The 12,579-nt window shown below is 69.6% G+C and carries 14 protein-coding genes; 7 read left to right on the top strand and 7 right to left on the bottom strand.

Going from position 1 to position 12,579, the window contains the following annotated elements:
- The first annotated feature begins 167 nt into the window (after positions 1–167).
- The gene (locus UG56_RS00465) at positions 168–1,037 is read left to right on the top strand and encodes a DMT family transporter (RefSeq protein ID WP_071326805.1); all 870 of its coding nucleotides are present in this window, start codon (positions 168–170) and stop codon (positions 1,035–1,037) included.
- A gap of 69 nt (positions 1,038–1,106) precedes the next feature.
- Here UG56_RS00465 and prcA read toward each other — a convergent pair whose 3' ends face one another.
- The 4 genes from prcA to dop form a co-directional block, all read right to left on the bottom strand.
- Positions 1,107–1,970, bottom strand: a complete 864-nt coding sequence (gene prcA, locus UG56_RS00460; RefSeq protein ID WP_071326804.1) for a proteasome subunit alpha — start codon at positions 1,968–1,970, stop codon at positions 1,107–1,109.
- Positions 1,971–1,973: 3 nt separating this feature from the next.
- Positions 1,974–2,804 (bottom strand): proteasome subunit beta, encoded by an 831-nt coding sequence (prcB, locus tag UG56_RS00455; RefSeq protein WP_045550809.1) that lies wholly within the window; start codon positions 2,802–2,804, stop codon positions 1,974–1,976.
- 3 nt (positions 2,805–2,807) lie between these two features.
- Entirely contained in the window at positions 2,808–3,005 is a 198-nt protein-coding gene (locus tag UG56_RS00450; RefSeq protein ID WP_045550810.1) for a ubiquitin-like protein Pup, read from the bottom strand.
- 120 nt (positions 3,006–3,125) lie between these two features.
- Positions 3,126–4,640 carry a depupylase/deamidase Dop gene (gene dop, locus UG56_RS00445; protein WP_052693992.1) on the bottom strand — a complete coding sequence of 505 codons (1,515 nt, stop codon included), beginning with the start codon at positions 4,638–4,640 and terminating at the stop codon, positions 3,126–3,128.
- A gap of 103 nt (positions 4,641–4,743) precedes the next feature.
- On the opposite strand from dop, the gene UG56_RS00440 reads away from it, so the two are divergent.
- The 4 genes from UG56_RS00440 to UG56_RS00425 all read left to right on the top strand — a co-directional run bounded on the left by UG56_RS00440 (position 4,744) and on the right by UG56_RS00425 (position 8,227).
- On the top strand, positions 4,744–6,576 hold the full coding sequence (locus UG56_RS00440) for a DUF2207 domain-containing protein (RefSeq protein ID WP_177191391.1): 1,833 nt from the start codon (positions 4,744–4,746) through the stop codon (positions 6,574–6,576).
- Positions 6,577–6,585: 9 nt separating this feature from the next.
- A complete protein-coding gene (locus UG56_RS00435) occupies positions 6,586–7,212 on the top strand; it encodes a GNAT family N-acetyltransferase (RefSeq protein ID WP_045550813.1) in 627 nt (208 codons plus the stop codon).
- Positions 7,213–7,218: 6 nt separating this feature from the next.
- On the top strand, positions 7,219–7,839 hold the full coding sequence (locus UG56_RS00430; RefSeq protein ID WP_045550814.1) for a class I SAM-dependent methyltransferase: 621 nt from the start codon (positions 7,219–7,221) through the stop codon (positions 7,837–7,839).
- Between the two features lie 136 nt (positions 7,840–7,975).
- On the top strand, positions 7,976–8,227 hold the full coding sequence (locus UG56_RS00425; protein WP_052693995.1) for a hypothetical protein: 252 nt from the start codon (positions 7,976–7,978) through the stop codon (positions 8,225–8,227).
- Positions 8,228–8,266: 39 nt separating this feature from the next.
- Here UG56_RS00425 and UG56_RS00420 read toward each other — a convergent pair whose 3' ends face one another.
- Both UG56_RS00420 and UG56_RS28155 read right to left on the bottom strand, forming a co-directional pair.
- Complete coding sequence (locus UG56_RS00420; RefSeq protein WP_143054847.1) at positions 8,267–8,608, bottom strand: hypothetical protein; 342 nt, start codon at positions 8,606–8,608, stop codon at positions 8,267–8,269.
- Positions 8,609–8,627: 19 nt separating this feature from the next.
- A complete protein-coding gene (locus UG56_RS28155; protein ID WP_177191390.1) occupies positions 8,628–8,801 on the bottom strand; it encodes a hypothetical protein in 174 nt (57 codons plus the stop codon).
- 202 nt (positions 8,802–9,003) lie between these two features.
- Between UG56_RS28155 and UG56_RS00410 the strand changes: the two genes are divergently transcribed.
- Positions 9,004–10,173 (top strand): DUF2157 domain-containing protein, encoded by a 1,170-nt coding sequence (locus UG56_RS00410; protein ID WP_045550817.1) that lies wholly within the window; start codon positions 9,004–9,006, stop codon positions 10,171–10,173.
- Complete coding sequence (locus UG56_RS00405; RefSeq protein WP_045550818.1) at positions 10,170–10,631, top strand: GDYXXLXY domain-containing protein; 462 nt, start codon at positions 10,170–10,172, stop codon at positions 10,629–10,631. The genes UG56_RS00410 and UG56_RS00405 overlap by 4 nt, the downstream gene beginning before the upstream one ends.
- A gap of 156 nt (positions 10,632–10,787) precedes the next feature.
- Here the strand turns inward: UG56_RS00405 and arc are convergent, their stop codons facing one another.
- The gene (arc, locus tag UG56_RS00400) at positions 10,788–12,551 is read right to left on the bottom strand and encodes a proteasome ATPase (RefSeq protein ID WP_045550819.1); all 1,764 of its coding nucleotides are present in this window, start codon (positions 12,549–12,551) and stop codon (positions 10,788–10,790) included.
- Positions 12,552–12,579: the final 28 nt, after the last annotated feature.

Here is a 12,579-nt window from a genome sequence, read left to right as displayed (position 1 = left end):
TGTGGCACACTTCGGGCCATGACTTCGAAGCACCTCGGCCTGCTTCCGCCGCCGGTCGCCTGACCGGAGCGGCCCCGCCGATCTCTCGCTGACCGCGCGGATCGGCTCTCTGTGGCGTGCTCCAGACGCTGCCCTTCTCGTCTCGTCGAACCTGGAGCACCACTTCGATGTCTTCTCTCCTCGCCCGTCTCGGGCTCGTTCAGATCTGCCTCGCCGGGGTCCTGTGGGGCACCGGCGGCCTCGTTCTTCAGATCGTCCGCGCGATCACGCCGATGTCGGTGCTCACGGTGAGCGCCTACCGCATGCTGATCGCCTCGGTCGCCCTGCTCGCCGTCCTTGCCGTCATCGGCCGGCTGCGCGAGCTCCGTCTCGATCTCCGCACGGTGGTCGTCGGTGTCGCGACCGGCCTCTACCAAGCGCTCTACTTCGGCTCCGTGGTCGCTGTCGGAGTGACCGTGTCCACCGTCGTCAGCCTCGGGATCGCTCCGGCGATCCTGCTGGCCGGCGAGGCCGTCGCCTCACGCCGGCGGCCGACCGGCCGCCAGCTCGTGGTGCTGGCGACCGCGCTCACCGGCCTGGTCCTGGCCTCGGCGTACGCCGGAACCGGCGCGGGTGGTGGCCGGCCGGTGACCGGGGTGCTGCTCGCGATCGCGTCCGGATCCGCCTACGCCCTTACCACTGCGGTCGGGCGCCCGCTCGCGCAGCAGCGCAGCCCGCTGCTCGTGACGGCCGGTGCGACCGGCGTCGGGGCTCTCGTCCTCGCTCCGTTGGCGCTGCTCGGCGGCGGGCCGCTCGTCTCGTCCTCGGCGACGGTGTGGGTCTGGCTGGTCTATCTGGGCCTGGCGACGATGGCACTGGCCTATGGGCTGCTCTATGCCGGGCTGCGCACCACGCGCAGCAGCGCGGCGACGGTGGCCAGCCTGATGGAGCCGGTCACCGCCGCGGTCGCCGCCGCGGCGGTCCTCGGCGAGCGCCTCGCCGGGCCGGCGATCGCCGGGGTCGCGCTGATCCTGGTCGCCATCGCCGGTCTCGGATAGACCGCAGACCGAGCGAAACCGGGGAGTCTCGGGCGCACCTGTGCGCCCGAGACTCCCCGGCTTCTGAGCTCAGTCCAGCGGCGGGGCGATCGGCGGCTCGCCGTCGTCGTCGGCCGGCGGGGCCAGCGGGGCCTCGTCGACGGGCTTCTCCGCGGGCTTGTCGGCCGGCTTCTCCGCGGGCGGCTCCACGGCCGCCGGCGCGGCGGCCTCGACCTCGGCCGGAGCGGTTGGCGCCGCGGCCGAGCCGAGGATCTCGAGCAGCGTCGCCGGCCGGATCCGGCGGAACTTGCGCGGCTGCGTCCGGGTGCGGTCGAGGACCGCGACCTCGAGGTTCTTCGCCTCGATCTCCCGGTCCTCGGTCTCGGTGTGACCGAGCGCGGCGACGGCCAGCTTGATCGCGTCCTCGAGCGTGGCGCCCTCGGTGTAGCGCTCCTTGAGGTAGCCACCGACCGCCTCGGCCGCACCGCCGATGGCGGCGAACCCGTGCTCGTCGACGACCTGACCGTCGTAGGTGAGCCGGTAGAGCTGGTCGCTCTCCGCGGCGTCACCGATCTCGCCGACGAACAGCTCGACCTCGTAGGGCTTCTCCCCGCCGGAGGAGAAGATCGTGCCGAGCGTCTGGGCGTAGGCGTTGGCCAGGCCGCGGCCGGTGACGTCGCGCCGGTCGTAGGCGTAGCCGCGCATGTCGGCCAGCCTGACCCCGGCGATGCGCAGGTTCTCGAACTCGTTGTAGCGCCCGACCGCGGCGAAGGCGATCCGGTCGTAGATCTCGCTGACCTTGTGCAGCGCCGCCGAGGGGTTCTCGGAGGCGAACACGATGCCGTCGGCGTACTGCAGCGAGACCAGGGCCCGGCCCCGGGAGATGCCCTTGCGCGCGAAGTCCGCGCGGTCGCGCATCAGCTGCTCTGGGGAGACGTAGAAGGGAGTGCTCATGGCTCAGGCCTCCAGCTCGGCGATGGGACCGTCGGGCCGCTGGAGCCTCCCGGCGATGACAGCCTCCGCGACCGCGGCGACCTCGGCGTCGGGCAGGGTGTGCCCGCCGTCGGCGGTGATCACGTGGACCAGCGGGAACAACTTGCGAGACAGGTCGGGACCACCGGTGGCCGAGTCGTCGTCGGCCGCGTCGTAGAGCGCCTGGACCAGGACCGCGACCAGGGTGTCCTCGTCGAGGTCGGCCCGGTAGAGCTTCTTGAGCGCGCCCTTGGCGAACAGCGAGCCCGAGCCGACGCCGGCGTATCCGGTCTGCTCGTAGCGGCCGCCGGTCGGGTCGTACCCATAGATCTTCCCCACGCCCGCGTCGGGGTCGAACCCGACGAAGAGCGGCACCACGACCAGGCCCTGCATGGCCATCGCGAGGTTGCCGCGGACGAGGGCGGAGAGCCGGCTGGCCTTGCCCTCGATGGACAGGGTGGTGCCCTCGATCTTCTCGTAGTGCTCCAGCTCGGTCTGGAAGAGCTTGACCAGCTCGACCGCGAGGCCCGCCGAGCCGGCGATGCCGACCGCGGAGTATTCGTCGGCCGGGAAGACCTTGCGCATGTCGCGCTCGGCGATCAGGTTGCCCTGGGTCGCCCGCCGGTCACCGGCGATGATCACGCCACCGGGGAAGGTGGCCGCGACGATCGTGGTGCCGTGCGGGGCGAGGTCGCCCAGGTTGCCCGGGACGGGGTTGTGCCCCGGGAGCAGCTCTGGGGACTGGGCGGTCAGGAAATCGGCAAAGGACGAGGTGCCCGGCGTCATGTAAGCCGCCGGGATGCGGGACTCCGACATCTGCTACTGACCGCCCTTCTGGATGAAGGACTTCACGAAGTCCTCGGCGTTGGTCTCCAGGACGTCGTCGATCTCGTCCAGGATGTCGTCGACGTCGGAGTCCAGCGCTTCCTTGCGCTCGTTGACGTCGGTCTCGGGCGCGGTCTCGACGGCCTCCTCGGTCTCGGAGGACTTCTTCGGCTGCTTCTGCTCCTGTGCCATGGCACCAACCTATCCACTAGGACCGACAAACCTGAGGCAAGATTGCACGATTTCGCTGAGGGAGGAAGGCGAAGTCGTACGTTGGGCCGCTCTGTGGCATGACGAGCCCCGCCGAGGGGCTCAGCTGCCGCCGGTCAGACGCTCGAAAAGATCCTGCGCGGTGTCGGAGGCATCGAGCAGCCCACCGACATGCTTCTTCGTCCCGCGCAGCGGATCGATCGTCGGCACCCGCTGCAGCGACTCCCGTCCGGGCAGGTCGAAGATGACCGAGTCCCAGCTGGCCGCGGCGACGTTCTCGGAGTACTTCTCCAGGCAGCGGCCACGGAAGTAGGCCCGGGTGTCGGTCGGCGGCTCGTGCATCGCCTTCTCCACCAGGTCGTCGGTCAGCAGCCGCTCGATCCGTCCGGCGCGGACCAGACGGTGGTAGAGGCCCTTCTCGGGGCGGATGTCGGCGTACTGCAGGTCGATCAGGTGGAGCTTGGGGTCGTCCCACTCCAGGCCGTCGCGGTCACGGTAGCCGAGCAGGAGCTTGTACTTCGCGACCCAGTCGAGCTCCTTGGCGCACTCCATCGGGTCGCGCTCGAGCCGGTCGAGCACCGACTCCCAGCGCTCCAGGACGTCCTTGGTCTGGTAGTCCGCGTCGGAGCCGTAGCGCTCCTCGACGAACTTCTTGGCCAGGTCCAGATACTCCATCTGCAGCTGGACGGCGGTCAGCTTGCGTCCGTCCTTGAGCGTGATCAGGGTCTTCAGCGTCGGGTCGTGGGAGACCGCGCGCAGCGAGGAGACCGGACCGTCGACGCTGAGATCGCGGGTGATGTAGCCGTCCTCGATCATGGCGAGCACCAGCGACGTACTCCCGACCTTGAGGTAGGTCGAGACCTCGGCCAGGTTGGCGTCGCCGAGGATCACGTGGAGGCGGCGGTACTTCTCCGGGTCGGCGTGGGGCTCGTCGCGGGTGTTGATGATCGGCCGCTTGAGCGTGGTCTCCAGGCCCACCTCGACCTCGAAGAAGTCGGCGCGCTGGGAGATCTGGAAGCCGTGCTTGGGGCGCTCCTGGCCGATCCCGACCCGCCCGGCGCCGGCGAAGACCTGCCGGGAGACGAAGAACGGGGTCAGGTGCTTGACGATGTCGGCGAACGCGGTGCTCCGGCGCATGAGGTAGTTCTCGTGCGCGCCGTAGGAGACGCCCTTGTTGTCGGTGTTGTTCTTGTAGAGGTGGATCTGCGGGTTGCCCGGCAGCCGCGCCGCCGCGCGGGAGGCGTCGAGCATCACCTGCTCCCCGGCCTTGTCCCAGCGCACCGCGTCGAGCGGGTTGGTCACCTCGGGGCAGGAGAACTCCGGGTGGGCGTGGTCGACGTAGAGCCGGGCGCCGTTGGTGAGGATGACGTTGGCCAGCCCGAGATCCTCGTCGGTGAGCTGGCTGGGGTCGGCCACCTGCCGCGACATGTCGAAGCCGCGCGCGTCACGCAGCGGTGACTCCTCCTCGAAGTCCCAGCGCGCTCTCCTCGCCTTCAGGGTCGAGGATGCGTACGCATTGACGACCTGGCTCGAGGCCACCATCGGGTTGGCCTGGGGCTGTCCGGCCACGGAAATTCCGTATTCGACCTCCGTGCCCATCACCCGTCGTACGCTCATGCCTGCAAGGCTACCGGCCATGTGCGCGAAGGCACGTGAGCATCCATACGCCACGCTCAGGTTGCCCGCGGTTGTTCGGCTGGGCGGCACCGGGAGGAGACCAGTGAGAGGCCGTGTCCGGGGGTACGTGATCGGCGGGCTCGTCCTCGCCGCCCTGGTGCTGTGGCCCCTGGCCGCGGCCCGGCACGCGCCCGCCGGCGACGAGGTCACCGAGGGCCCGACGATCAGCGACTACCGCGCGTCCTTCGTCGTCGACGACGAGGGCACCATGTCCGTCACCGAGACGCTCACCGTGGAGTTCCCGGACTCCACCCGCCATGGCATCTTCCGGTTCTTCGACTCGCGCGACCCCAACGCACCCGGCCTGCGTCGGGTGCCCGAGAGGATCGACGTGCTGGTCGACGGAGGCCGGGCACCCGAGCGGCCCTCCGCCGAGACCGAGGTCACCCGCGAGGGGTGGGCCGGGCGCTACACCGACCTCCGCATCGGCAGCCCGGGCGAGAAGATACCCGCCGGAGAGCACGTCTACGAGATCAGCTATCGGATGTCCTCGGTCCTGCTGCCCGACGGCGACCGGTCCACCTTCTACTGGAACCTGATCCCCTCAGGCTGGCGCCTGCCGATCGAGCACTCGACCCTCTCCCTCACTCTGCCCGCGCTGGCCGGGGACGTACGCTGCGCCGTCGGGGAGGGCGCAGTCGAGGGATGCTCGACCACGCCCGGGCGGGACGGCACCGATCTCGAGATCACCACCGGGCCGCTCGAGCCCGGCACCCCGGTCACCGTACGCACCGGGCTGGACATGGCCGCGCCACCGGTCTCCGACGAGGTGCTCCCCTGGCCGCAGGCCTGGGACCCGGTCATGGGCAGCGACCTCTCGATGGCCGCCGTTCTGCTGGCGCTGACGGTGGGCTTCGCCATCCCGGCGGTGTATGTGCTGGTCAGGACCCGGGATCCGCTGCCGCCGGCTCAGCCGCGGGCGATGCCTCCTGACGGAGTGGGGCCGGCACAGGCTGCGTACATCATCTCGAAGCGGGCCAGACCGACCCTCCTCGCCGCTGGCGTTCTCTACGCCGCCTCCCGGGGACTGGCCACGATCCGCTCGACGCAGAACGGGTGGCGGGTCCGCATCGACGAGGAGGCGGCCTGGGACCGGATCGACACGGTGACGCGGAAGGTCAGGACCCTCGACGGCGTGGCGATCGGGGCGAGCAGGAAGTCGAGGGCGGCGAAGGCCGCCGGCTGGAAGCTGAGCGATGCCCGGGTCACGATGCGCAAGGACCTGGAGTCGTGGGCGATCCGGAGAAAGCTCCTCGAGCGGCGTACGGACCGGGGCATCTGGCACCTGCTGTTCTGGCCGGCCGCGGTCGCCACGGTCCTCCTCGCGTTCGCACGTCCCGGTGGCACCGCGTTGTGGACGCTCGTGCCCGGCGTGTTCGCGGTGCTGATCATCCCGGTGCTCCCGGAGGGCGCGGGACTGGTGCGCACCGAGGCCGGCCGTCGGCTGGCCGCCGAAGCGCTCGGCTTCAGCCAGACGCTCCGCGCCCGGTCGGACGGGTTCATCGGCGACCAGGCGCTCTATGACTCCGAGCTGCCCTGGGCGGTCGGCTTCGGGATCACCGACGAGTGGGCGCGGCGGGTCAGCGTGACCGGCGCCGCGGCACTCGCCGTCCCCGCCTACCTGAGCCATACCCAGGCGGGCGGGAGCGCCCAAGTGGCCGCGGCCGACGGGGGCGGGCTCGTCTCCGCGCTCGCCGACGACTTCGAGCAGGCACTCGGCTCCGCGATCCGTTCCTACGAGATCTCCTCGACCTTCAGCAGCGACGGGCTGTCGGGGTCCGGCGGTAACGCAACCACGTTCTCCGGCGGGGGCGGCGGGGGCGGAGGATTCGGTGGTGGTGGAGGCGGCGGCGACGGCGGAGGCGAGTCATGGTGAGGTTGGGGCATGGGCACTCCTGAGATCCGGCGGGCCACCGCCGACGACCTCGACGATCTCTTCTCGATCTGTCTGCTGACCGGGGCATCGGGCGAGGACGCCACCGAGTTCTACGACGACCCGCGGCTGCCGGGGAACATCTACGCCGCCCCCTACATCGTGCTCCGCCTGGGGCTGGGGTTCGTGGCGGTCGACTCCGAGGGCGTGGTGGGCTACGTCGTCGGCACCCCGTTCACCCGCGCCTTCGAGAAGGAGTGCGAGGAGGACTGGTGGCCCGCGCTGCGGGTGGTCAACCCCGATCCGGGGCCGGACCACGACCGCACCGACTGGAACGCCCGGCTGCGCTCCCTGATCCATCGTCCGGTGCGTACGCCCGGCGAGCTGCTGAGCGACTACCCGGCGCACCTGCACATCAACCTGCTCCCCCGCGCCCAGGGCCAGGGCGTCGGCAAGGAGCTGATCGGCATGATGCTCGGCGCCTTCCACGTCGCCGGCGTACGCGGCGCGCACCTCGGCGTCAGCACCGCCAACACCCGCGCGGTCGGCTTCTACCGGCGACTGGGATTCACGACGATCGCCGAAACCGATGACACGCTGCTCCTCGGTGTCCAGTGGACCGGTGAGATGGAAGAGTGAGCTGCCATGGGGCTGTGGGAAGCGCGGGTGGTGCCACACATCGTGGACCGCACCTGCGGTCTCCCGCAGCTCGAGCCGCTGCGCGCGAAGGCCTGTGACGGCCTCCGCGGCCAGGTCGTCGAGATCGGCTTCGGCAGCGGCAGCAACATCGGTCTCTACCCGCCCGAGGTCACCGAGATCATCGCCGTCGAGCCCTCCGACGTGGCCTGGCAGCTCTCGGCCGCGCGCCGCTCGAGGTCGCCTGTTCCGGTGAGCCGCGTCGGGCTCGACGGCGCCCACCTCCCGCTCGCCGACGCCTCCGTCGACACCGCCCTGGTCACCTTCTCGCTGTGCACCATCCCCGATGTCGCCGGCGCCCTCGGCGAGCTGCGCCGCGTCCTGCGCCCCGGCGGCACGATCGGCTTCGCCGAGCACGGCCTGTCCCCCGACGCCGGTGTCGCTCGCTGGCAGCACCGCCTCGACGGCCTCCAGCAGCGTCTCTTCGGCGGCTGCCACCTCACTCGGGACATCCCGAAACTCCTAGCCGACCAGGGACTTCAGGTCGAGCTCCTCCAGCAGGACTACCTGCCTGGACCGGCCGCCTCCAAGCCCTGGGGATACGTGTCCGTGGGTCGCGCTTCGGCGTGATACGGCGCACATTCGCGTCACTTTGACGATACCCAGCCGCAGCCGTCAAGATTTCTACCAAGCGAATCTTCGCCGCAACTCGGGACCAGCGAACCCGGGCCACCGCATGCACGTTTGAGAAAGCCTTCGCACCCTCGTGACCGATCTCTGGTCCTATGCCCTGACCCTTCTCGGAGTCGCCGGAACGGCGCTCGTCGGCAGGAAGGTCTGGTGGGCGCAGCACTTCCTGCTCATCACCCAGATCCCCTGGACCGTCTTCGCCCTCGTCACAGGGCAGTTCGGATTCCTGCTCGGCGTGGTCCTCAACTCCGCCATCTACGTGACCAGTGCACGTGAGTGGCAGCAGCAGCGACCTCAGCGCGCCCCGGTCCCCACCACGGCGCCCTGAGGGGTCGCTCGGTCGGGCTCTCTGTTCGTCGACCCCGCCTCAGCGCTTGCGCGTACGCAGCGCGTGGGCGACGTTGACGCCGACGAGCCCGACCCAGGAGATCACCAGCGCGCCGAGGTTGTCGGTGACGCCGAGGGTGATGCTGATCGGGATGCCCGCGACGGCCGAGCCGGCGCCGAGCACGAACTGGAAGACCGAGGTCCGCGACTCGTTGCGCTCGGCGAGGGTGCGGGCGGCGGCCGTGGCGCCGACCCGCTCCTGGACGGTCCTCTCGATGCGGTCGGCGAAGCCGGCGACCAGCTCCGCGTCGAACGCGTCCCCCAGCTCATGGCGGGTCTCCAGACCTGCCTCGATGTCCTTGCGCCCCATGTCCTCTGCCACGTCGACCAACCTTAGAGAATCAGATGCCCGGGCCGGGGTTCCCGTGGTTCATGGTCTGGCTGTGGGACGACTGGCCGTGCGCACGCTGCACAGCGGCGTCGTTGGGCGGGTTGATCGCCCCGCCCGGCTTGGCGCGACCGGACAGCACCCACGCCAACGCGACGACGGCGACCACGACCACAACGACCGCCAAGCCGACCAGGATCAACAACCACGCCGCCATCAGAGTCCCCGTTCTACCGCGGGCCCGTCCCGCGAATGCCTCAAACCTAGCCCGGCCGGATGCCCACGCGCAGCCGAATACATCCCAGCCGGCCCGCTGTGAGCCGTTCGGGCCGACGAGTTGAGTATGCAGGCTCACGCGCCGCTCCCGCGCGTGCCGCTGCAATGGTCCTATGGACACACAAGTACGACCGGTCGCGTCGAGGCGGCTCGACTGGCTGAACGGTGAGACCGCCCGCTGGGTGAGCGAGGGCATCCTCACCGAGGAGACCGCGGAGAGGATCAAGGGACAGTACGTCGCCTCCCACACCGGCTCGCTGACGCGGGTCATCTCCTACCTCGGTGGCGCGTTCCTGGGCGTCGGGCTGCTGTGGCTGGTGGCGACGAACCTCGACGCGCTCTCCCCACTGATGCGGTTCGTGGGGATCGTCGTCGTCTGGCTCGCGTTCACCGCCGCCGCGGAGACGCTCCCGCTCGCCCGGCCCTTGCGCGGCGCCTTCCGCGGCATCGCGGCGATGAGCTTCGGCGGTGTCGTCTTCCAGGCCGCGCAGAGCCTCCAGGTGCCGGCGTACGAGCCTTCCCTGGTCGGGCTCTGGGGGCTCGGGGCGCTCCTCTACGCCTACGCGAGCGCCGGCCTGGCGCCGCTGGTCGTCGGCATCGTGACCACGATGATCTGGTTCGACTGGCAGGTGGTGGCGAGCAGCGAGAGCACGTTCGCCGGCGTCTTCGCGGTGCTGGTCGGCGGCGTGGTCGCCACCGCGATGGCCGCGCTGCACGATCGGCGCCAGGAGGCATTCGCGCAGGTGTGGCGGCTGGCGGGCGGCGTACTCGTCCTCGGTGGTCTCTTCGTCGCCGCCATCCCGCAGATCGGCGACCGCGACCTCGGGTGGAGCCCGGTCCTCCTCGGCGCCCTGGTGATCGCCGTGCTCCTCGCCGCGCTGGCCATGGTCCGTACGGACGGGCTGTCTCGGTGGGAGGTGCTGGCCTCGGCGCTCATCGTGCCGATCGGGCTCGCCCTGGTCGCCTGGGACCCGCACGTCGACGATCTCGGCTCCGTCTCTGGTGAGGCATGGCTGTCGGCCTTCGTCAGCATCGCGGTGTACGTCGTCGTCGCCGGTGCGGTCGCCGTCGACGGCTCCGTCCGCGACCAGACGCTGCTCGTCGTGCTCGCCACCGGCGCGCTGGTCGTGTTCACGACCATGCAGAGCTTCGCCGTCTTCGCGCCGATCATGTCCGGCGCGACCCTGTTCCTGCTGCTGGGCGTGCTGCTGCTCGCCACCGGCTTCGTCTTCGACCGCGCCCGGCGGGGCGTGGCCGCCAACCTCGGTGAGGCCCTCTCATGAACACTCGCATCCGGGTAGCACTCGTCTGCATCCTCAACCTCGGCCTCGTCGGCATCGCCGTCGCCGGCCAGCTCTCGGCCCGCGTCACCGGCGAGGAGATCCGCCTCCGCGTCGAGCCGGTCGATCCCATCGACCCGTTCCGCGGCACCTACGTGGACCTCTCCTACACCGACATCAGCAGGCGTACGACCGAGCAGACCGGCGATGCGTACGTCTCGCTGGCGCGACGCGGCCCGGTCTGGGAGGCCACCGGTGTCACCACCGAGCGGCCCGCCGCCGGGCCGTTCCTGAAGTGCCACGACGACGGCTGGCGACTCAGCTGCGGCATCGAGAGCCTCTTCGTCCCCCAGGACCGGGCCCGGGAGATCGAGACCGAGGTCGACGGCGGCCACGCCGTCGCGGTGGTGAAGGTCGACTCGCGTGGCAACGCGGCGCTCGTCTCGGTCCAGGGGCGCTGAGAGACGCCACGGGCTCGTCTACAGAATCGCTTGTGTGAACAGATGCGCTCCCGGCATGCCTCGTACGCCACGACGAGCTGCTGCACTGCCACGTACACCGAACCGGCCTGTCACCTGCTCTCGCAGGTGACAGGCCGGTTGGGTTGATATCGAGGACTACAGGTACTGACCCGTGTTGGAGACCTGCTCGATCGAACGGCCGGGCTCGGTGCCCTGCTTGCCGGTGATGAGCGTGCGGATGAAGACGATCCGCTCGCCCTTCTTGCCGGAGATGCGGGCCCAGTCGTCGGGGTTGGTGGTGTTGGGGAGGTCCTCGTTCTCCTTGAACTCGTCCACGCAGGCCTGGAGCAGGTGCTGCACCCGCAGGCCCTTCTGGGCGGCGTCCTCACCAGAGTCCAGGAAGGACTTGATGGCCATCTTCTTGGCTCGGTCGACGATGTTCTGGATCATCGCGCCGGAGTTGAAGTCCTTGAAGTAGAGGATCTCCTTGTCACCGTTGGCGTAGGTGACCTCCAGGAAGCGGTTCTCCTCGGACTCGGTGTACATCCGCTCGACGACCGTGCGGATCAGTTCGTCGACGGTGGCCTGCTTGTCGCCGTTGAACTCGCCCACGTCGGTCGGGTGCAGCGGCAGGTCGGGGACCAGGTACTTCGAGAAGATGTCTCGAGCACCCTCCGCGTCGGGACGCTCGATCTTGATCTTCACGTCCAGACGGCCCGGACGCAGGATCGCCGGGTCGATCATGTCCTCACGGTTGGAGGCACCGATGACCAGCACGTTCTCCAGCGCCTCGACACCGTCGATCTCGGAGAGCAGCTGCGGGACGATGGTGTTCTCCACGTCGGAGGAGACACCGGTGCCACGCGTACGGAACAGCGAGTCCATCTCGTCGAAGAAGACAATGACCGGGGTGCCGGCCGCGGCCTTCTCGCGAGCCCGCTGGAAGACCAGACGGATGTGACGCTCGGTCTCGCCGACGTACTTGTTGAGGAGCTCGGGGCCCTTGATGTTGAGGAAGTAGGACTTGCCGTCCGCCCCCGTCTTCGCGGCGACCTTCTTCGCCAACGAGTTGGCGACGGCCTTCGCGATCAGGGTCTTGCCACATCCCGGAGGGCCGTAGAGCAGCACGCCCTTGGGCGGCTTGAGCTGGTGCTCGATGAAGAGCTCCGGGTAGAGGTAGGGCAGCTCGACGGCGTCCTGGATCTGCTCGATCTGGCCGCTGAGGCCACCGATCGACTCGTAGGAGATGTCGGGCACCTCCTCCAGGACGAGCTCCTCGACCTCGGACTTGGGCACCTTCTCGTAGACATACCCCGAGCGAGGTTCGAGGAGCAGGGAGTCACCGGCGCGGATGGCGTCGTTCAGGAGCGGCTCGGCGAGCCGCACGACGCGTTCCTCGTCGGCGTTGGCGATGACCAGCGCGCGCTCACCGTCGGCGAGCAGCTCCTTGAACATCACCACCTCGCCGACCTTCTCGAACTCCATCGCGGCCACGACGTTCAGCGCCTCGTTGAGCATGACCTCCTGGCCATAGCGCAGCTCGTCGAGGTCGACGTTGGGCGACGCGGTCACCCGGAGCTTGCGCCCGCCGGTGAACACGTCGATCGAGTCGTCCTCGTTGCGCTCGATGAAGGTGCCGAAGCCTGCTGGCGGCTGTGCCAGCCGGTCGACCTCCTCCTTGAGCTTGATGATCTGGTCTCGGGCATCCCGAAGCGTCACGGTGAGTCGCTCGTTCTGCGACGTCACGGCGGCCAGGGAGCGCTGCGCGTCTGCGAGCCGCGCCTCCAGGCCACGCGAAGATCCGGGCATCTCGGTCAGTCTGTGCCGCAGGTCGGTCACCTCAGCTTCGAGGAAACGGACATGACTCTCGAGCTCCTCGGGGCTGCGCCCCTCGGAATGGAATCCATCGGATGTCGACATCAGCACACCTCCTCTACTTCTTCGACCC

It is taken from the genome of Nocardioides luteus (assembly GCF_000960475.2).
GTDB lineage: Bacteria > Actinomycetota > Actinomycetes > Propionibacteriales > Nocardioidaceae > Nocardioides > Nocardioides luteus_A.
Note: the sequence above shows the minus strand (reverse complement) of the source record. Positions and strands in the feature narration are given on the sequence as shown.